Raw genomic sequence first — 21,982 nt, 5'->3', positions numbered from 1 at the left:
ACAGCTCCCTTTTTCTAATTTTAAAACAAAAAAAATCCTAATGCACCACCAACTTTTTGGTAGTAACATCATTGCCGGCTTTTAGGGTTACAAAATAGACTCCCGCAGTATAGCCCGAAACATCAAGTTTTATAAACGTTTTGTTTCTCAATGGTTCTTTGCTTTCCAAAACCTGCCCTAAGTTATTGGTTACGGTAACGACCAGCCCATCAAACCCTTGGTTGGGGAGGTTTAAGATAACCTCGCTGGTTGCCGGGTTGGGGTACATGGTAAAACCTTGCAGTGTTGCGGCGGCCACCCCCAGCGCATCGCACTCTGCTTGGTTGTTTACAAAGGTGGTCCCTGGGTCTTTTAGCCAATCGTCCAGATAGCTGGCGCTGGCGTCGTCCACGAGGATGCATTTTAGACCGCTGGAATCTGTGACGTTAAATGTCTGCATATTAGCATTGTTACCATTGCGGACGTCCACATTTTCTAAAGGATTTGAAAATCCTCCAAAACTATTTAAAAAAGGATTTTGTGTGAAATCCAAGTCAGTTATATTATTATCGTGTGCTGTAAAATAGATCAACTCAGGGTTCTGGGATGTGTCAAAATACCCTTCTATTTCGTTATGTTCACAAAACAAATACCCAAGATTGGGGTTTTGCGTGGTGTCCAAACCCGTCAAAAGATTCCATTCGCAACTTAGTTCGTCAAGATTGGGATTCTGGCTTATATCGAGTTCCATTAAAAAATTTTCATCACAATACAAAATCTCTAAATTTGGGCATTGGGTAATGTTCAAACTCTCTATGTTGCCAGAGGTGCAGTATAACTCAACAAGCTGATGGTTATTGCTGAGGTCTAATGTGGTCAATGGATTAAATGCACAGCCTAAAAGTTCCAAGGCCACAAAATCTTCAATGCCCGTAAGATCGCTAATATTCTGGATATTTACCAACAATTCTGTTACCGTATTTATGTTTGCGGTAAGCACCTGTCCATTGCCCGGCACTCCATCGCCCATGCCGTTCTGCTCAAGGTAATTTTCAAAATTGGGGTCTGGTATTGCCGTGTATTGGGAATAGCTGGATATGCCGCAAATAAAACAGCCAATGATTATTAAATATTTCATATTTGGGTTTTTTAATGTTCAATGACCAATTGTTTTACGATAAGCTCGCCGTTTTCATAAAAATGAAGGAAGTATAGCCCCTCATCAAGAGTTGAAGTATCAAGGGTCTTATTGGCGGAAGCCAAGGTATCAATTTCGCAATGGATCTGTGCGTGGGCCTTATTGCTCATCACAAAGATCAAAGAAGCCAAAAGGAAGAAGTAAATTTTCTCATGATTTGGGCCATTTAAAATTTATAATGGTTAAATATACGTTAAAATTTTAAAAAAACCAATTTCGTCAACTTTAAAGGGAGCCTGTTATAGCTCCTTTTACTAATTTAAATTTACAATCTTACCGCACCACCAACTTTTTGGTAGTAACATCATTGCCGGCTTTTAGGGTTACAAAATAGACTCCCGCAGTATAGCCTGAAACATCAAGTTTTATAAACGTTTTGTTTCTCAATGGTTCTTTGCTTTCCAAAACCTGCCCCAAGTTATTGGTCACGGTAACGACCAGCCCATCAAACCCGTGGTTGGGGAGATTTAAGATAACCTCGCTGGTTGCCGGATTGGGATACATCGTAAAATCTTGCAGTGTTGCATCTGCCACCCCCAGGGCATCGCACTCTGCCTGGTTGTTTACAAAGGTGGTCCCCGGGTCCTTTAGCCAATCGTCCAGATAGCTGGCGCTGGCGTCGTCCACGAGGATGCATTCCAAATAATCAGAGGTTTCGTAAACATTAAAGGTTGCAATATTCTCGTTATTGCCGTTTCTTACATCGAGACTTTCGAGTGGGTTATTAGTTGCGTCAAAGCCCAAAAGTATTAGGTTTTGGGTTAAATCAATATTCGATATGTTATTATGGCTCACGGAAATTGAGGTGAGCAATGGATTTTGGGAGGTATCCAAAACTCCTGATATATTATTATAGGTGGCTATAACTAAATCAATGACCGGATTGTTTGTAAGGTCCAAACTCCCTATATCGTTAATATCACAATACAATTGCTCCAAACCGGGGTTTTGGCTAATATCGAGCGCTGTCAAAAAATTTTCGGGGCAATTTAAAATTTCCAGTGTCGCTGTTGGGGGTAGATGCAATTCCACAACATTGCTGGATTGGCAATTAAGAGCCCATAAATTCATATTCTGTGAGACATCCAAAAATGGAAGGTTATTGTTGGCACATCCTATAAGTTCAACAGCGGTAAAATCTTCAATCCCAGTCAGGTCTTGTATGCCCTTCCCGCTTGCGGAAAGTGTAGTAACGTTCTCTATATTGGCAGTCAGCACCAAACCGTTATTGGGAATGCCGTCACCCATGCCATTTTGTTCCAGAAAATCCTCAAAATTGGGATCTGGTATTGCCGTATATTGTGCCGTACAGAAAATGGTGTGTACAAAAGCAGCAAGAATCAATATCTTTTTCATAATAAGTTTATTTTACTTGTCATTGACCAATTTTGAAATATCTTAAAAATAAAGCATAAAGCCTCAATGTCCAAACTTTCAAAAAAATATTCAATAAAAGCACGTTCTTTAGAATTCTAAATCTTAATTGTCATTTAACATTTTACCCTTCAAATTCATTGCGCTTAAAACCTACAATCCACTATCTTTGAACCTATGGCCCAAGCTTCGGTAACACTTCAAATTGCAACCCTTCCCAATTCGCCCGGCGTTTATCAATATTACGATAAAGACGGGAAGCTGCTGTATGTGGGCAAGGCAAAAAACCTAAAAAAACGCGTTTCGTCCTATTTCACTAAAAATTTTGACAACAACCGCACGCGGCTTTTGGTGAAGAAGATTGCGACTATTAAGCACATCGTTGTAAAGACCGAAACCGATGCACTTTTGCTGGAAAACAATTTGATAAAAAAATACCAGCCACGCTACAATGTTCTGCTGAAAGACGATAAAAGTTATCCGTGGATTTGTATAAAAAATGAACGATTTCCAAGAGTTTTTCCAACCCGCCGGATGATAAAAGACGGCAGCGAATATTTTGGGCCATACACAAGTATGAAAACCGTACACACGCTCCTGGATTTGATTAAAGGGTTGTATCCGTTGCGCACCTGCAATTACGACCTTTCTGAAGAAAAAATTAGGGCAGGGAAATATAAGGTGTGTTTGGAATATCACTTGGGGAATTGCTTGGGCCCCTGTGAGGGGCTGCAATCTGAAGCGGATTACAACGAAAACATTGAAGCCATCCGCAATATTGTGAAGGGGAATTTTAAAGACTCGCTGCACAGATTTAAAAAGCAGATGAAAACTTTGGCTGCCGATTTAAAATTTGAGGAGGCGCAGCGCGTAAAGGAAAAGGTTGATATTCTGGAAAACTACCAAAGCAAAAGCACCGTTGTAAATCCTAAGATTAATAATGTAGATGTTTTCTCTGTAATTTCTGACGAAAGTTATGGTTATGTGAATTTTCTGCAGCTTTCCCACGGCGCGATTATTCGTTCGCACACGCTGGAAATTAAAAAGAAATTGGACGAAACCGATGAAGAATTATTGCAGCTCGCCATTATTGAAATCAGGCAACGGTTTAATTCACAATCAAAGGAAATATACGTACCTTTTAAGGTAGAATTGGGCGAAGGGATAAAAGTGCATGTACCTAAGCTGGGCGACAAAAAAGCTATTCTTGAACTTTCTGAAAGAAATGCAAAATATTACCGTATGGAAAGGTTTAAGCAAGCCAAAATTGTTGACCCCGACCGTCATGAAAAGCGCATTATGGCGCAAATGAAAAAGGACTTACGGCTAAGTGAAGAACCGCGACACATTGAGTGTTTTGACAATAGTAATATTCAAGGAACAAACCCCGTTGCGGCCTGTGTGGTTTTTAAAAATGGCAAGCCGAGTAAAAAAGACTATCGCAAATTCAATATAAAAACTGTTGAAGGCCCCGATGACTTTGCTTCGATGGAAGAAGTGGTTTACCGCCGTTATAAAAGATTGTTAGAAGAAGAGCAACCCTTGCCGCAACTTATCATCATAGATGGAGGGAAGGGGCAATTGTCTTCTTCTTTAAAAAGTTTAGACAAGTTGGGGCTGCGCGGAAAAATTGCAATAATTGGTATTGCAAAGCGATTGGAAGAATTGTTTTACCCCGATGACCCCATTCCGTTGTATTTAGATAAGAAAAGTGAAACTTTAAAGATTATTCAGCAATTGCGCAACGAAGCGCACCGTTTTGGTATTACATTTCACCGAAGCAAACGTAGCAAGCAGGCGCTGAATACTGAGCTGGAAACCATTCCCGGAATTGGTGAAAAGACGGTAGTAGAGTTGCTAAAACATTTTAAGAGTAAAAAACGAATAAAAGCTGCCAGCTTTGATGAACTTTCGAAGGTAGTTGGTGCGAGTCGGGCTAAGAAAATATCGGCACATTTTAATGATGAGTAGTTGATGATAGGTTTTAAATGAAAGAATTCTCGACTGCGCTCGAACTGACAAAGGAGTTCTCGACTGCGCTCGAACGGACAGAAGGAAAGGTTCTCGACTGCGCTCGAACTGACATAGGAAAAGGTTCTCGGCTGCGCTCGAACTGACAGTATAAATAAAAAAATAACGAACAATCCAGCTATGAAGCAATTTTTAATGATAGCGTTTTTATTTATTACGGCTTTGTCGTTTTCACAAGGAAAGGACGAGGATTTAAAGGTGGGTCTTGTTTTGAGTGGTGGCGGGGCAAAAGGCTTGGCGCATATTGGAGCGTTAAAGGTAATTGAAGAAGCAGGGGTGCGTATAGATTATATTGGCGGAACCAGTATGGGGGCTATTATAGGCGCGTTGTATGCGTCGGGATATTCGGCTAAACAGCTAGATAGTATTTTTAAAGAGACTAACTTCAGCACTTTAATACAGGACGATATTCCGCGAAGTTCAAAAACATTTTACGAAAAAAAGGAGTCGGAAAAATACGCGTTAACGCTTCCGTTCGACAAATTTAAAATTGGATTTCCGTCGGGCCTTTCAAAAGGGCAAAATGTGTATAATCTGCTTTCAAAATTAACGAGTCACGTAAGTAATATTTCAGATTTTAGTGAGCTGCCTATTCCTTTTTTCTGCGTTGCCACAAATGTTGAAACGGGGAAAGAAGTAATTTTAGATCGCGGTTATCTTCCACGTGCCGTTATTGCCAGCGGGGCGTTGCCATCACTTTTTAGTCCGGTGATTATTGACGACAAAGTGCTTATAGACGGGGGTGTGGTAAACAACTATCCGTTAAACGAGGTGCGCGCCAAGGGAATGGATATAATTATTGGTGTTGACGTGCAGGACAGTCTTAAAACCCGCGATAATTTAAAATCGGCCTTCGAGGTTTTGGTGCAGATAAACAACTACCGTACTATCAATGATATGATAGAAAAACGAAAAAACACCGACGTTTATATTCACCCAAATATTAAGGATTTTTCAGTAGTTTCATTCAATGAAGGTAAAAAAATTGTGGAGGCTGGGGTAACCGCTGCAGCCTTGTACAAGCAACAGCTTGACAGCGTCGCTTCGCAACAAAGACCTTTTGAAAAGAAAGAAATTAAGTTTGAAAACCGCGACACCATTTATATAAAAGAGGTGCGCATTGAAGGCAACGAAAAATACAGCCGAAGTTATGTGTTGGGGAAATTGAAGCTTCGCACCCCAGATAAGGTTAGCTATAAAGACTTTAGTGAAGGCATCAACAATCTTTCCGCTACCGGAAATTTTCAGGATATTAATTATCGATTTTTTGAAGATGATAACAACCAAAGTACACTGTTGTTGCAATTGCGGGAGAGTAGCTCGTCAATGATGCTTCGTTTTGCGGCGCATTATGACGATTTGTTTCGTACAGGTGCCTTAGTAAATATTACCCGCAAACGCCTGTTAACAAATAACGATATTGCTTCATTAGATTTGATAGCCGGCGATAATCTGCGCTACAATTTTGAATACTATGTAGATAAGGGTTTTTATTGGAGTGTAGGCTTTAATTCAAAATATCATTTTTTTGAAGCCGATGTTCCACTCGATTTTATTGATGCAGATTTAAACGCAGACCTGTCATTACCCATTAATAAAATTTCTATTAAATACAGCGATTTCACCAATCAGTTATATTTTGAAACGCTCTTTCGCCGAACTTTTGCTTTCGGCTTGGGAGGAGAGCATAAATATCTAAGATATCTTTCTGAAACCATAGGAACCGATGATCAGAATTTGCCGCGCACCGTTTTTGAAAGCACCAATTATTACAGTGCGTACGGTTTCTTGGAATACGATACTTACGACAATAGTTTCTTCCCAAAATCTGGAGCGTATTTTTTGGGCGATTTTCATTGGTATCTTTTCGCACACGGACGCAATAAAGACTTTCAGCCATTTTCGTTAGCAAAAGCAAAATTTGGATATGCACATACATTTTTTCCAAATTTTTCAGCCCATTTTACAAGTGAAGGCGGTTTTAAATTAGGCGGCCCCGAAACTACTACCTTAGATTTTGCTTTGGGCGGGTACGGTTTTAAAGAGATGAATAACATTGTGCCTTTTATGGGCTATGAAGCTATTTCGCTCCGTGGAAATACTTATCTTAAATCTACCCTTACCCTTGATTATGAAATTTTCAGAAAAAACCACATCAATATTTCAGCAAATATTGCCAACGTTGGTAACGACCTTTTTGAAAATGGAGAGTGGATAGATGGTGTAGATTATTCGGGCTATTCTTTGGGCTACGGGTTAGAAACAATTTTGGGGCCAATGGAACTTAAATATTCCTATTCGCCCGAATTGGATAGCAGCGAGTGGTATGTTGCGCTGGGGTATCGGTTTTAGCATAATATTGAACGTTTAGCTCTAATATTTTTACGATATTTGTAGAGAAGAGTTATGAGGTGGTTTGGTTACTAAGTTATTAGGAAAAACTATAATCACAAATTCATATTTTGCAATAAATTAATGAACACAATAACTCAATAACCCATTAATTTAAAAAGATGCCTTTCTATCACAAACTGGGCAAAATACCGCCCAAACGCCATACGCAATTCCGCAAACCGGACGGAAGCCTTTATTCAGAACAACTTTTCGGAACCGTTGGTTTTGATGGGATGTACAGCAATATTTATCACGAATATCGCCCCACACAAGTAAAGGAAATATTAAAACAATACAACGTTGCCCCGAAGATTGCACGCGCCAATAATATGGAATCGCTTCGGCTTAAAGGTTTCGATGTAAAGCCCGAAAAAGATTATCTCAACAGCCGTAAAACGGTACTCACCAATAGCGATTGCAGCATAATACTTGCCGCGCCGCAAGAATCGCAAAAAGATTATTTTTATAAAAATACCGATGCCGATGAATTGATTTTCATCCATAAAGGCAGCGGAAAACTGCGAACTTTTTTAGGCAATCTCGATTTTAAATACGGCGATTATTTGTTGGTTCCCCGTGGAATTATTTACAAAATAGATTTCGACACCGAAGACAACCGACTTTTTATTGTGGAATCGCGACGCCCAATTTACACCCCAAAACGTTACAGAAACTGGTTTGGCCAATTGTTGGAACATTCACCGTATTGCGAACGCGACATCCGCAAGCCACAGGAGCTTGAACACCACGACGAAAAAGGCGAGTTTTTGGTAAAAGTGAAAAAACAAGACGATATTTTTGAAATGGTTTACGCCACACACCCTTTTGATGTTGTGGGTTATGACGGGTACAACTTTCCGTACGCCTTTTCAATTCACGATTTTGAACCAATTACAGGTCGCATTCACCAACCACCGCCAGTACACCAAACTTTTGAAACAGATGCCATGGTTGTCTGTAGTTTTGTGCCGAGGTTGTATGATTATCACCCACTGAGTATTCCAGCACCGTATAATCACAGCAATATAGATAGCGATGAGGTGTTATATTACGTAGATGGCGATTTTATGAGCCGAAACGATATTGAAGCAGGACAAATCACGCTTCACCCTGCCGGTATTGTACACGGACCGCATCCTGGTGCTGCGGAAAGAAGTATTGGTAAAACAGAAACAGAAGAACTGGCCGTTATGGTAGATACTTTTAAACCGTTACAAGTTACCGAAGATGGTTTAAAACTTTCGGATGGTACGTATTACCAGAGTTGGTTGGAGAAAGAGTAGTGAATAGTCAATTGCAGCTAGCAGAAAAACGCATTTTATGACATTAAAGCAAAAAATAATATAACGAGTAAATTCAATAGAAGATGAAAATATTCTTAATGAAATATTCAGTTTGATTTCTTCTGAAATAGATTTTGAAACTGTTTACGAATTTTCTCCTTCAAAATTACAGCTCGTAAATGGGGGCATTAAAGATGCAGATAGCGGTAGATATTATTCACAAGAAGAAACTGAAAAATTAGTTGCAAAATGGCTTCAAGTGAAATCCGATGGACTATAAGGGCAACACAAGATAAATTAGCCATTTATAAATATTGGACAAATAGGAACAAATCTATTTTATATGCAAAAAAGTTAGAAAATTTTTTTAATGAAGCGGTAAAGGTTGCGGCAATTTACCCAACAGCTGGAATAAAAACCGCAATGATAGATGTTAGAATTCAAATTATAAAAGAGTTTATAGAATAAAAGAAGATTTAATAGAAATACTTACCATTTGGGATACAAGGCATAATCCTAAAAACTTAAAATTTTAAAGATTTAAATTATGAGCAAAGAAGTAAAATCAGTCGATTACGGACTGGAAAAAATATTTGAGGGCGCAGAAGATTTTCTACCATTATTGGGCACCGATTACGTAGAGTTTTACGTTGGTAATGCCAAGCAATCTGCACATTTTTACAAAACGGCTTTCGGTTTTCAATCATTCGCCTATAAAGGTTTGGAAACAGGCTCGCGAGATTCAGTGAGTTATGTGCTTAAACAAGATAAAATAACGCTCGTTTTAACCACCCCTCTAAACAGTAAATCGCCAATTAACGACCATATTGTAAAACACGGCGATGGGGTTAAAGTTATTGCACTTTGGGTTGACGATGCTACAAGTGCTTTTGAAGAAACCACCAAACGCGGCGCAAAACCATATATGGAACCCACTGTTGAAAAAGATGAACACGGCGAAGTTGTGCGAAGCGGAATATACACCTACGGCGAAACGGTGCATATGTTTGTAGAGCGTAAAAACTACAACGGTACTTTTTTACCAGGTTTTCGTGAATGGAAAAGCGATTACAACCCTACCCCAACAGGTTTAAAATACATAGACCATATGGTAGGCAACGTAGGCTGGGGCCAAATGAACAAATGGGTAAAATGGTACGAAGAAGTAATGGGCTTTGTAAATTTTCTTTCGTTTGACGACAAACAGATTCACACAGAATATTCGGCCTTGATGAGTAAAGTGATGAGCAATGGAAATGGCCGTATAAAATTCCCAATAAACGAACCCGCTAAAGGAATTAAAAAATCGCAAATTGAAGAATACTTAGATTTTTATGAAGACTCTGGTGTGCAGCATTTAGCAGTTGCAACAGACGATATTATTAAAACCGTAAGCCAGTTGAAGGAACGCGGTATCGAGTTCTTACCGCCTCCGCCACAAGCGTATTACGACGATATTCCAAGAAGATTGGGCGACCATATGAATATGATGAAAGAAGACATCAACGAGCTTAAAAAACTATCAATTATGATTGATGCAGATGAAGATGGCTACTTACTTCAAATATTCACTAAACCTTTGGAGGACCGTCCTACATTATTCTTTGAAATTATTCAACGAATGGGTGCAAAAGGTTTTGGCGCAGGAAACTTTAAAGCGCTTTTTGAATCTATTGAACGCGAACAAGAACAGAGAGGAACCTTATAGAAATGTAACATAATTGAAACCCCATCGTCTAATGAAGGTGGGGTTTATTTTTTGGAATGGTAGTTGTAATTCGTAAAGTGATAAAAACCCCCTAATCTATGAGAAAGCTGCTCGCGGTTTTATTTCTTTTTGGTACTATCATCTCGCTGTCCGCACAGAATAGATCGTATGGCGATGGCGAGTATTTTAAATTTCGGGTGCATTATGGCTTTGTAACTGCGGGTTACGCCACGCTCAATGTAAAGAGTGCTTCAATAAAAGATAAAGAAGTTTTTCACGTTCGCGGTTATGGCGAAACGGTGGGTCTTTCAAAATGGTTTTTTAAAGTTGAAGACGATTATCAATCGTATATCGATAAGGAAAAAGATATTCCCTATCGTTTTATTCGTAAAATAGACGAAGGTGGTTACACCAAAGATATTGAGATAGATTTCAACCATACTTCAAAAAAGGCTACGGTTTACGATAAAAAGAACAATGAAACCTCGGTCTTTACGTTCCCTAAAGATACACAGGATATGATTTCGGCATTTTATTATCTTCGGAATCAATTAAACACCGAAAATATAAAAGCTGGAGATGTTGTTGAAATGAACATGTTTTTTGACAAAGAAAATTACAAATTCAGGCTAAAATTCCTTGGAAAAGAGATTTTAGATACTAATTTTGGGCGCGTCCGAACGCTTATTTTTAGACCTTACGTTCAGTCTGGTCGCGTATTTAAAGAAAAGGAAAGCCTAACTGTTTGGATAAGTGATGATAAAAATAAAATTCCATTATTGGTAAAGGCAGATTTGGCAGTTGGTTCTTTAAAAGCCACTTTAACCGAATTCAAAGGATTGCAACACTCCTTTAAAATAATAGCAAATTAAGAGTAAATAATACCGAAAATTCCCCAGCATTGAAAAAATTAATTTTAGCCGCACTAACGCTTTCCCTACTTACTACCGCGTGCGATAATACCAAAGACGATTTTCCTGAAACTAATACAGTTGTTGAAGTACCAACAATAGAACAATACGGGTATAATCTTAACGAATATAATGTGGTAAGAGACACCATTCGCAAAGGCGATACCTTTGGCGATATTCTTTTTGCCAACGGTGTATCGCAAGATAAAATAATGGAAGTGGCCACCAAATTCCGCGACAGCTTTGACGTTCGCAAAATTGGAATAGGCAAACCGTACGTGCTTCTTAACTCTAAAGATTCTTTAAACAAAACCCAAGTTTTTATTTACGAAACCAATAAAGTAGATTTTGCCGTTGTAGATTTTAGAGATACGCTTTCAATTTACAACAGCCAAAAGCCTGTGCGTTATGAAGAAAGAGAGGCTTCGGGTGTAATAACCAGCTCGCTATCGGCAACCATGGAAGAGCAGAATTTAAGTCCATATATGACAGATGAATTGGCAAATATCTACGCATGGACCATTAACTTTTTTAAACTACAGCCCGGAGACCGTTTTAAAGTTGTTTATACCGAAAAGTTTATAGAAGACACCATCCCCGGTGGGCTTCAGGAGATAAAAGCCGCTTATTTTGAGCATCACGGAAAACCACTTTACGCTTTTAAATTTTCTTCGGATTCTACAGATTCTTCCGAAAAAATTTCTGGCTATTACGATGAAGTTGCCAATAATTTAAAGAGAGCTTTTTTGAAATCGCCTGTTAAATTCAGCAGAATTTCTTCGCGTTACAATCTTAAGAGGCGCATTAAATATTACGGGTTTAAATTACGTCCACATCGCGGAACCGATTTTGCAGCAGCCATTGGAACTCCAATTTTGGCCACTGCAGATGGAGTTGTAACAAAATCTGAAAGAAGAGGTGGCAACGGTAATTATGTAAAAATAAGGCACAACAGCACGTACGAAACCCAGTATTTACACATGAAGGCTCGAAATGTGAAAGTAGGCGAATACGTAAATCAAGGAGATGTTATTGGTTGGATTGGTATGACAGGAAATACCAGCGGACCACACGTGTGTTATCGTTTTTGGAAAAATGGAAAAGAGGTAGATCCGTTTAAAGATGACACTCCTTTTTCCAAACCACTTCCTGTGGAAATGCAAGACCAATATTTCGCAACGCTTACTCCTTTAAAAGAAAAATTAGACTGTATTGTATTTTAAAATAGCTTAATATTTCACCTGTTAATAACCTTGTTATTAACTAACGTTCTTTTTTACAGGCATTTAAACTTTAAATTTTATCTTTATTCAGAATGTATTTATCTTAATAATTTCTTAATGGCTTTTATTGGCTAGAAACTATTTAAGATTGTATTTTTGCCGAAATTTTTAAACCTAAAATTTAATTTCATGAAAAAACTTTTACTTCTTGTTTTTTTACTTGGCGGTTTTGCCGCTTTTTCACAAACTACGGTTACCGGAACGGTAATCGATTCTGAATCTAACGATCCTTTGGCAGGAGCCAATGTGGTTGAGACTGGCACATCAAACGGTGCCATTACCGATTTTGACGGAAATTTTACATTAGAAACTTCTGCTAATTCGGGTACACTTACCATTTCATATATTGGATATACTATTGAAAAGGTTCCCTATAACGCCGTAGGTGGCACAACTGCTCTTGGTAATATAAAAATTACCGTTGATGCAGATGCACTTGAAGAGGTTGTAATTGTAGGAAGAGGAATTATAGATATGGCGAAAGACCGTCAAACTCCTATTGCCGTTTCTACTATAACTGCTGCCGAAATTCAAGCAAAGGCAGTTGGTAACGTAGAATTTCCAGAGGCTATAAAAAGTACGCCAAGTGTGTACGTTTCTAACCAAGCAGGTGGTTTTGGAGACTCGCAAATGTTTTTACGAGGTTTTGACCAAACAAACACTGCATTCCTTTTAAACGGACAACCAATTAACGGAATGGAAGACGGAAAAATGTACTGGTCTAACTGGTCTGGTATTTCAGATGTTGCCAATGCCATACAAGTACAACGTGGTTTGGGTTCTTCAAAATTGGCTATTTCTTCAGTGGGTGGTACCGTAAACATTGTATCGCGTGCTGCAGGTAGAAAAGAAGGTGGTTTTGCACGTTTTATGACGGGTAACGACAGCTACTTTAAAGGTACTATTAGTTACGATTCTGGTTTAAAAGGAAAATGGGCTTACTCGTTTTTACTTGACCACTGGCAAGCACACAGAAAGTATTCTGACGGAACTGCTGGTCAAGGTCAAAACTATTTTATAGGTATTGGTTATGTGCCAAACGACACGCACTCATTCAACTTCTTGTTAACAGGGGCGCCACAATGGCACGATCAAAACTTTGATGATGATTTGGAAACGTACGCCCTCTATGGTAAGCGTTATAATAGCAATTCAGGATTTTACAATGGCGAAAGATATACTTTTAGAAGAAACTACTATCACAAGCCTATTGTTAACTTAAACTGGGATTGGAACATTAGCGAAAAAACAAACCTTTCCTCTGTGGTGTATGCATCTTGGGGGCGTGGCGGTGGAACAGGCCCATTGGGAAGCTCAAGAAACATTGTTAGAGACAGAAACGGCGAAATTGATTTTGATGCCATTGAAGAAAATAATATTGCAGGAGCCGAAAACGGTATTGGAAGTTATGGTCTAGGTTCAGTTGTAAGACGTATGTCTGTAAACAACCATAACTGGTATGGCTTTCTTTCCAATCTTGAGAGTGCTGTAAGCGATAACTTCAACCTAAATGTTGGTATCGATACACGATTTTACCGAGGAGACCACTACCGTCAATTGAATGATCTTTTAGGTCTTCAGGGTTTTACAGATAATTTTGGCTACGATGGTGTTCGCGGAGAAGACTACGTATTAAGCGAAACTTTTGAAGCAAATCCTTGGGCTGCTTTATTTAATTCGGCCGATGAAGGTCAACGTTATTCGTATGACTATTCAGAAAACATTAACTACATTGGTGGATTTGGTCAAGCAGAATACAAAACAGATAATTTTTCCGCATTTGTTCAAGGAGCTGTTTCTACACAAAGTTACCAAAGAGAAGGTCGCGCTCCAGGAAATGAAATTGAAGGTGTGAATGGTCTTGGAAAGTCTGATAAGGTTAATAAAATGGGTTATAATGCCAAAGGAGGAATGGGATACACTTTTATTCCAGATAACACCATTTTTGTAAATGCTGGATATTATTCAAGACAGCCTTACCTTGATAATATTTTTGAAGATGTAAGAAACTCAAACTATATGCTCGAGGGTGAAAATGAAATAGATAATGAAGAAATTATAGGTTTAGAAGCAGGATATAGACTTCGTGCAGGCAAATTTAGTCTAGATTTAAACGGGTACTATACTAGCTGGGGTAACAGGTTTTTAGCAGGTAGCTTTATTGAAGGAGATCCAACATCTACCAATCCAATCGAGCAAGTTGATAGATACCAACGCTTTACCGATATAACACAAGTTCACAAAGGTTTTGAATTTGAAGGAAAATACCGTCACTCAAGCGCATTTATGTTCCGCGCTTTTGGTAGTATTGGAAACTGGAAGTACGACGGTAAAACCCCTTTTGAAACGAGAGAAGATCAAACCAACAATCTTTTACAAGAAGGTAATGTTAACCTAACAGGAACCAAAGTGGGCAACGCGCCACAAACTTCATTTGGCTTTGGTTTTAAATACGATGTAGTAGGTGGATTAAGCGTAGATGCAGATTACAATATCTATTCAGATCTGTACGGTTTTGTAAACGCTAAAGACGTAGTTGCCTCTTCGCAAAATAATGAAGTGTACCAAGCAGAACGTCTTTCTCCATACAGTCTATTGGATGCGGGAATTACTTATAAATTCGATTTTGGTGGCCAAGACATTACTGTAAGAGCAAACGTTTACAACGTAACTAATGAAATGTATTTGAGCCAAAAAAGCTCGTTTGGTTACTATTATGGTAACGGAAGAACTTGGAACGCTAGCTTGCGTTACGATTTCTAATAAACATTTAACTGTTTAATAAAAATGCCTCATACTTTTGAGGCATTTTTTTTGTTTATAAACCTTATATTTGAAGCACGCTAAAAATAATCAACTATGTACACAACTTTTCAATTTCTTCATTCTTACTGGGCTTATTTAGTGCTTTTAATTGTGCTACTTGCAACATTTAATGCACTGGCAGGTTTCTTCTCAAAAAGAGAATATGGAGCCAAAGATTTTAGAATTTCGCTATTTGCATTAATTGTGACGCACATTCAAGTGCTCATTGGGTTAATTCTTTATTTTATTTCGCCTTTGGGTTTACAAAATATTACAAACTTAGGAATGGGTGAAGTAATGAAGAATTCTGAATTCCGGCTTTACGCGGTAGAACATCCGTTTGTAATGATTTTAACCGTTGTTTTTATAACTATAGGGTATTCAAAACACAAAAAGAAATTATTGTCGCACGGCAAGTTTAAAACACTGGCAATATTCTATACCATTGCTCTAATTTTAATGCTGAGTAGAATTCCGTGGAACCAGTGGTTTTAAAAGAAATATATATAATTTGAGCATTTGTAGGCGCGCGATTTTTCGCGCGCTTATGTATTTTAATTGGCATCCTTTTTTTCTTCTATCAAGTAAATATATACCGGAAAGTGATCGCTATATCCGCCCGTATATCCATTTACAAAACTGCGGAAAGGATAGCTTTTATATTTTCCGCGTGGGGTTACTAAATAATTTTTGTTGAAGATTCCCGCTTTGTAAAAACGATAGCTCGAAAAATCTTTTTTCGCCAATTCTGTCGAAATAATAATTTGGTCGAATAGATTCCAGCTGTCGCGGTACGCTAAGGTACCCAAACCATTTTTAAACATATCTTCCATTGGGTTGTACAACTCTTTCAGTTGCATATTGGTCCGTTTGTGTTTAGTTTTCAGTACATCTTTAACACTTGGACTGGTTGGGTCGTCATTTAAATCGCCCATGGTTATAATTTTTGCATACGGGTTGATACTAAATAACGAGTCCATTATTTTCTTGTTCAGCTCAGCTGCTTTTATGCGCTTTGGTCTGCTTCGGGCTTCGCCACCACTACGCGAAGGCCAGTGGTTTACAATTAGGTGTATTTTTTCGCCATCAAGCATTCCGCTAACCACTAATTGATCTCTGGTGTAGATGCGCTTACTTCGGTCTTGATCGTCATAGATTACAAGTTCGTAAGCTTTGTAATTTGTGGGGGTGAATAGCTTTTTCTGGTATAGTAGCGCAACGTCTATTCCACGACGATCGGGGCTATCAAAATGTACAATGCCGTAATCTTTTTTAACCAATAGCTTTTGGTTAAGCAAATCTTCAAGGACGCGGCGGTTTTCTATTTCGCTAACACCAATTAACGCAGGGGAGGTGCCAGTAACATCTTTACCAATTTCCGAAATAACCTTAGCCATATTCCGCAATTTTGCTTCGTATATTTCTTGAGTCCAATGATCTTTCCCTGCTGGGGTACGGTCATTGTCAAAAGTAATGGGGTCGTCTTCATAATCAAATAAATTTTCAAGATTATAAAACGCAATGGTATTTACTTTATACTTCTTTTCGGTTTGGGAAAATGAAAATGAAATATAAAATAAACAGAGAAATAGAGGTAGTATAGAAAGCTTCATTCCTTTGTGTAAAAACAAAATAATAATAAAATTAACTGAAAATTTGGATAATAAAACAAAAAAGTATTAAATTTATGCGTTTTTCATAGAAATATCACTAATAAACGCTCCCCTGTTAAAATTTATTTTTAGAAATGAAATGCGTCATTTATATATGGGTAGCGTTTACTTTGGGTATATATTCTTCATTTGCCCAAGATACAAGTGTTGTAGGTCGTGTAATAGATACTTACTCCAGTGAACCTATTTCGGACGTACAAATTAGTATTCTAAATAGTATTTATAGCACCACAACCAATGCTGAAGGAACCTTTTCATTTTCGCAAAAAAACCTTCCGAAGGGCGAACAAATTCTAGAAGTATCAAAACCTGGGTATCTTACTTTGCGAATTCCTATAAAAATTCAAGATAACGCTCCCGTTTCTTTAGATCCAATTTTAATGGCTCCAGACCTAACAGCAATTGAAGCTCAAATTGGCGTTATTAGTCTTTCCGATAACGAATTGGACGAAGATGAAGGAACTTCGTATAATATTTCGGGATTGCTGCAAGCTTCCAAAGACGTTTTTTTAAATGCGGCATCGTATGATTTTAGCACGACATTCTTCAGGCCAAGAGGCTACGACTCTAGCGACGGCAAAGTACTTATCAACGGATTAGCGATGAATAAAATGTACAACGGTAGGCCGCAATGGTCCAACTGGGGCGGCCTTAATGACGCGCAACGGAACCAAATGTTTTCTATGGGTATATCTGCAAATGAATATAATTTTGGAGGTCTCGCCGGTACCACAAATATTATTATGCGCGCTTCCCAATACAGAAAAGGTGGGCGTATTTCGTACGCCACAAGCAACCGTAGCTATCGCGGAAGGGTAATGGGGTCTTATAACAGTGGGTTACTGCCAAATGGTTGGGCGTATTCTATTTTGGTGGCGCGCCGTTTTGCCGAGGAAGGTTTTAATGAGGGAACTTTGTACGATGCCAATTCATTATTTGTTTCAGTTGAAAGAAGATTTAACGAAGCTAGCAGCTTAAATCTTACAGCTTTTTATACTCCAAATAGAAGAGGAAAATCTTCACCAAATACGCAAGAAGTTTATGATTTAAAAGGAACGCGCTATAATGCATACTGGGGAAAACAGGATGATGAAATTCGCAATTCGCGGATAAAAGAAGTGGTTGAACCCGTTATTATGCTGAACCATTTTTGGAATATTTCTGAAAAAACCCATCTAAATACCAACTTAGGTTATCAATTTGGAAAAATAGGAAACAGCCGTTTGGGGTATGACAATGCCCCAAACCCCGATCCGAGTTACTATCAAAAAATGCCGAGTTATTTTTTGGCAGATCCAGCTGGTCCAAATTATGAAGGGGCGTACCAAGCGTATTCAAATTTTGTGGATGACGGGCAAATAGATTGGCAGAATATTTACGAAACTAATATTTTTTACGGCGGAACGGCGCGTTATTATTTATATGAAGATAGAAATGATGACACCCAACTTTCTGCAAATACCATTCTCAATTCAAAATTAAATGAGAATATAACATTAACTGCAAATGTTAATTTCAGAAGTTTGAACTCAATAAACTTCGCCAATATGCTCGATTTGCTCGGTGGAAATGGTTATTTAGATGTTGATACTTTTAACTCTGGCGACCAATCTCAAAGCGATTTAAACAATCCAGATCGCGTAGTTGGGGAAGGAGATAAAATGAAATACAACTTTGAGCTCGACGCCACCGATTACAATGGATTTGTACAGGGGCAATTCACCTATTCAAAAATAGATTTGTACGCAGCGGGAAAATTGGGAAAGGTTAGTTACCAAAGAAACGGTCTTTATCGCAATGGGAGTTTTCCAGAAAATTCTTTCGGAAAAAGTGAAAAACTAGATTTTACAACCTACGGCGGAAAGGTGGGTGGCAGGTATAAAATTACGGGAAGACATATTTTTGAAGTAAACGCAGCCTATTTTACCGAAGCGCCAACCCTTCGAAATTCTTTTTCAAATTCGCGTCAAAACAATGCAACAGTCACTGATTTAACCGAAGAAAAAAACATACATATAGATGGCAGCTACATTTTCCGTTCACCCATTGTAAAAGCTAGATTAACAGGATATTATACATTAAAACAGGATGCTTCCGAAATATCTTTCTATTACGCCGACGGGATTTCGGTGCCGGGGAGAAGTGCTTCCACAGCTTTTGTACAAGAAGTTTTAACAGATATAGACAAGAAAAATTTGGGTGGCGAATTTGGTATTGAAGCTCAAGTAACCCCAACCATCAAATTGAAAGCTGCCGCAGCGTACGGGCAAAATACGTATGATAACAATCCGAATCTATACCTAACATCCGATGATTTTACTGATGTTCCCGGCGGGGCTGTAAACTACGGAAAATCTACTTTAAAAGATTACAAAGTTGCTGGCGGGCCGCAACAGGCGTACCAAATTGGTTTTGAATATCGCAACCCAGAGTTCTGGTTTTTTGGCTCCACAACAAATTATTTCTCCAATGCTTATATAGATGTTTCGCCACTTACCAGGACAGCCAATTTTTATTTAGATACGGATGGAATCCCTTTTAACGATTACAATCCAGAAATTGCAAGAGAACTCTTAAAACAGGAAAAGTTTGACGACTATATTTTAGTAAATATAATAGGCGGAAAATCGTGGAAGGTTAAAAGTTATTACCTCGGCTTCTTTGCTAGCATTAGCAACATTTTAGACCAAGAATATAAAACGGGTGGTTTTGAACAAGGCAGAAGTGCAAACTACCGGACGCTTTCAGAAGATATGGCAAACGATACGCGTGTGTTTGGGCCAAAATACTGGTATGGCTACGGAACCACGTTTTACGTAAATTTCTACGTTCGGTTTTAGATATATACATTTTAGAGGAATTAAAATATTATTCAAAATGAAAACTTTAAAAAACATTAAACAACTAAGCTTCTTAATTCTTTTGGGACTTTTAGTTATTGCTTGTGTTCAAGACGACGACTATAAAATACCCGAAATAAACGTTGAAGAACCAAATGTAGATGTGAATGAAAACATTATTTCTATAAAAGAGCGATACAGAGGTTACGAACCAAAAATTATTGAAGCGGGAGATGGGTCAAATAGAGCGCTATATATTGAAGCTTATGTGGTTTCAAGTGATGAAACTGGCAATATTTATAAATCGCTAATTATACAAGACAAGCCGGAGAATCCTACTGCTGGCGTTGCTATTTCAACCAATGCTACTGACCTTTATACCAAATATGAGCCCGGACGTAAAATATATTTTCGAGTTGACGGGCTGTATATTGGCCAATACGCCGAGCTTCCAACGATTGGAATTCAAGATGGAGATGAAATTGGCCGAATAAATATTGACGATTTTGAAGAGCGTATTTTGCGTTCCACCGAAACCGATTCACTGGTTCCACAATTGGTAACCATTGCTGAAGCAGTCGATAATGATAACAATGTTGCACTGTTAAATACCTTGGTAAAATTTGAAAACGTGCAGTTTCCCGATGGGCTCGCAGGCGTGGCACATTATGCAAACCCCGATAATACCTACGGTGTAAACCGCGATGTGGAAAACTGTGAAGGCGAATTAATCTTCCTGCGTACTAGTGGTTTCGCAGATTTTAAAGGCATTTTACTGCCCGAAGGCAATGGAACTTTAACTGCTATTTTAAGTCGTTTTAATAACGATGTGCAGTTATTTATACGCGATATTGATGACGTGCAAATGGAAGGTGAGCGCTGTGATAACGGTGGCGGCGGAACAGGTGATGCAATAGAACTACCTTTTTCAGAAAATTTTGAGGAGCAACCGGCAGATGTTGCTATATCTATTGAGGGATGGACAAATACAAATGTAAATGGAGGCGCGAAACTTTATGACGTTCAAGAATTTAATTCGAATAAATATGCGCAGATTTCGGCATATAATTCCAATGAAAATCCGTGTGAAGTTTGGTTGGTTACCCCCGGATTAATTTTACCGAGCGGTGCTTCGCCAACCCTCACTTTTGAAACAAATGATGGTTTTTATAACGGCGCTGGGCTGTTTGTAAAAATTTCAACAGATTTTGATGATGATGTTGCAACGGCTAATTGGGCTGAGTTAAACGCCGAAATTTCCAGTGGCCACACAAGCAGTTATGGCACAGAATTTACACCTTCGGGTAATATTGATCTCTCTGCATACGAAGGACAAGTGGTTTATATTGCTTACCAATATTTGGGAGCGTCAAACGGGGTTTCTACAACCTATCAAATAGATAATATTTCGGTAGTTGAATAGCTTCTGAAATATTATTTCTTGTGAACAGACCGTTTTCTTCTCGACGGTCTTTTCTTTTTTTCATATTAAATAAATTTGAAGGTATTACTTTTATGAAAATTATAGCAATAATGAATTCCAAAAGATTAGTTTTTCGCCATTATACCGAAGCAGATTTTGATGATTATTTTAAATTGGTAAGCAACCCCCGCTAGCGCGAGCGTCCCGCTCGTGCTCTTCAACGTACACGAACCCAAAACATACTACGAAAACCCTAAACGCCATACCTAACCAAGAAATCCAATGTCGTCAATTTCAATGACCGCATCTAGCTCGGCATAATTTCTGGCACTACTGTATTTCCATTCCCAAGGCTCAGTAACTAAACCGGCTTTTACAGGGTTGTTGTGGATATAATCAAACTTTTCTCTAATTACCGGGGTGCTCCATAACTCAATAGGCTTGTTGTTTTGTTGCCAAAACTGACTGCCCGTAATGTTGCTGTTTTTATTTCCAGCCCGTTTAAACATCCAAAGCATCCATTCGCGCCTACTTTCCTGTGGATGTTCTTGAATGCAAGCAATCATCTTTTTGGAAGTGAAACCCTTAAAATCTCTTAATAGTCCAGATGGATTTTCGTTTTCGTCTCGAAATAATAGATGAATGTGGCTTGGCATAATACAATATGCAAACAAAGCCATTCCTTTATGTTTTCGGCAAAAGTCTAAACTATCAACAATTACATTAAAATAAGCTTCTCGTGTAAATACATCTATCCAATTAATTACTGCGAAAGAAACGAAATATGCAGCACTCGGATTGTGAAATTTATACTTTCTGCTCATAAAAAATTGAATGTTTGTTAAAGATACTGTAATTTCATTATTTATAATGTGATGGTGGATGGTGGATGGAGGATGGAGAAGGCACGAGCGGGACGCTCGCGCCAGCAGGAGTGGAAGGTGGATGGAGAAGGCACGAGCGGGACGCTCGCGCCAGCGAGGGCGACAGTTGAAAAAACAGAAAACCGAAATAAGTATGGCGGCAGCTGGTAATTGCTATGAAAACGCATTAGCAGAAAGAGTTAATGGTATACTAAAA

The 21,982-nt window shown here is 38.5% G+C and carries 16 protein-coding genes; 12 read left to right on the top strand and 4 right to left on the bottom strand.

What is annotated here, in order from left to right:
• Nucleotides 1–37: 37 nt before the first annotated feature.
• Together K8089_RS13870 and K8089_RS13865 are read right to left on the bottom strand one after the other, a co-directional pair.
• The gene (locus tag K8089_RS13870) at nt 38–1,117 is read right to left on the bottom strand and encodes a T9SS type A sorting domain-containing protein (protein ID WP_237603899.1); all 1,080 of its coding nucleotides are present in this window, start codon (nt 1,115–1,117) and stop codon (nt 38–40) included.
• Between the two features lie 333 nt (nt 1,118–1,450).
• Entirely contained in the window at nt 1,451–2,533 is a 1,083-nt protein-coding gene (locus K8089_RS13865) for a T9SS type A sorting domain-containing protein (RefSeq protein ID WP_237603898.1), read from the bottom strand.
• 195 nt (nt 2,534–2,728) lie between these two features.
• On the opposite strand from K8089_RS13865, the gene uvrC reads away from it, so the two are divergent.
• The 10 genes from uvrC to K8089_RS13815 all read left to right on the top strand — a co-directional run bounded on the left by uvrC (nt 2,729) and on the right by K8089_RS13815 (nt 15,461).
• Nucleotides 2,729–4,522 (top strand): excinuclease ABC subunit UvrC, encoded by a 1,794-nt coding sequence (gene uvrC / locus K8089_RS13860; RefSeq protein ID WP_237603897.1) that lies wholly within the window; start codon nt 2,729–2,731, stop codon nt 4,520–4,522.
• A 180-nt stretch (nt 4,523–4,702) separates the two neighbouring features.
• Complete coding sequence (locus K8089_RS13855) at nt 4,703–6,934, top strand: patatin-like phospholipase family protein (protein ID WP_237603896.1); 2,232 nt, start codon at nt 4,703–4,705, stop codon at nt 6,932–6,934.
• A 161-nt stretch (nt 6,935–7,095) separates the two neighbouring features.
• Nucleotides 7,096–8,259: a homogentisate 1,2-dioxygenase gene (locus K8089_RS13850; protein ID WP_237603895.1), complete on the top strand. Its 1,164-nt coding sequence runs from the start codon at nt 7,096–7,098 to the stop codon at nt 8,257–8,259.
• A gap of 112 nt (nt 8,260–8,371) precedes the next feature.
• Nucleotides 8,372–8,539, top strand: coding sequence for a hypothetical protein (locus K8089_RS13845; protein WP_237603894.1), 168 nt, complete (start codon nt 8,372–8,374; stop codon nt 8,537–8,539).
• The gene (locus K8089_RS13840; protein WP_237603893.1) at nt 8,509–8,727 is read left to right on the top strand and encodes a hypothetical protein; all 219 of its coding nucleotides are present in this window, start codon (nt 8,509–8,511) and stop codon (nt 8,725–8,727) included. Before K8089_RS13845 ends, K8089_RS13840 begins: the two co-directional genes overlap by 31 nt.
• A 79-nt stretch (nt 8,728–8,806) precedes the next feature.
• Entirely contained in the window at nt 8,807–9,967 is a 1,161-nt protein-coding gene (gene hppD, locus K8089_RS13835; RefSeq protein ID WP_237603892.1) for a 4-hydroxyphenylpyruvate dioxygenase, read from the top strand.
• A gap of 98 nt (nt 9,968–10,065) precedes the next feature.
• On the top strand, nt 10,066–10,839 hold the full coding sequence (locus K8089_RS13830; protein WP_237603891.1) for a DUF3108 domain-containing protein: 774 nt from the start codon (nt 10,066–10,068) through the stop codon (nt 10,837–10,839).
• A 29-nt stretch (nt 10,840–10,868) separates the two neighbouring features.
• Nucleotides 10,869–12,101, top strand: a complete 1,233-nt coding sequence (locus tag K8089_RS13825) for a M23 family metallopeptidase (RefSeq protein ID WP_237603890.1) — start codon at nt 10,869–10,871, stop codon at nt 12,099–12,101.
• Between the two features lie 189 nt (nt 12,102–12,290).
• On the top strand, nt 12,291–14,924 hold the full coding sequence (locus tag K8089_RS13820; RefSeq protein WP_237603889.1) for a TonB-dependent receptor: 2,634 nt from the start codon (nt 12,291–12,293) through the stop codon (nt 14,922–14,924).
• Between the two features lie 96 nt (nt 14,925–15,020).
• Nucleotides 15,021–15,461, top strand: a complete 441-nt coding sequence (locus K8089_RS13815; protein ID WP_237603888.1) for a hypothetical protein — start codon at nt 15,021–15,023, stop codon at nt 15,459–15,461.
• A 59-nt stretch (nt 15,462–15,520) separates the two neighbouring features.
• Here the strand turns inward: K8089_RS13815 and K8089_RS13810 are convergent, their stop codons facing one another.
• Nucleotides 15,521–16,579, bottom strand: coding sequence for an endonuclease/exonuclease/phosphatase family protein (locus tag K8089_RS13810; RefSeq protein WP_237603887.1), 1,059 nt, complete (start codon nt 16,577–16,579; stop codon nt 15,521–15,523).
• Between the two features lie 134 nt (nt 16,580–16,713).
• Between K8089_RS13810 and K8089_RS13805 the strand changes: the two genes are divergently transcribed.
• The gene (locus tag K8089_RS13805) at nt 16,714–19,479 is read left to right on the top strand and encodes a TonB-dependent receptor (protein ID WP_237603886.1); all 2,766 of its coding nucleotides are present in this window, start codon (nt 16,714–16,716) and stop codon (nt 19,477–19,479) included.
• A 37-nt stretch (nt 19,480–19,516) separates the two neighbouring features.
• A complete protein-coding gene (locus tag K8089_RS13800; protein ID WP_237603885.1) occupies nt 19,517–20,902 on the top strand; it encodes a DUF5689 domain-containing protein in 1,386 nt (461 codons plus the stop codon).
• A 266-nt stretch (nt 20,903–21,168) separates the two neighbouring features.
• Here the strand turns inward: K8089_RS13800 and K8089_RS13795 are convergent, their stop codons facing one another.
• Nucleotides 21,169–21,726 (bottom strand): REP-associated tyrosine transposase, encoded by a 558-nt coding sequence (locus K8089_RS13795; RefSeq protein WP_237603884.1) that lies wholly within the window; start codon nt 21,724–21,726, stop codon nt 21,169–21,171.
• Nucleotides 21,727–21,982: the final 256 nt, after the last annotated feature.

The organism is Aequorivita vitellina (assembly GCF_022008365.1).
GTDB classification, from domain to species: Bacteria; Bacteroidota; Bacteroidia; order Flavobacteriales; family Flavobacteriaceae; genus Aequorivita; species Aequorivita vitellina.
This window is presented reverse-complemented; position numbering and strand designations above follow the sequence as displayed.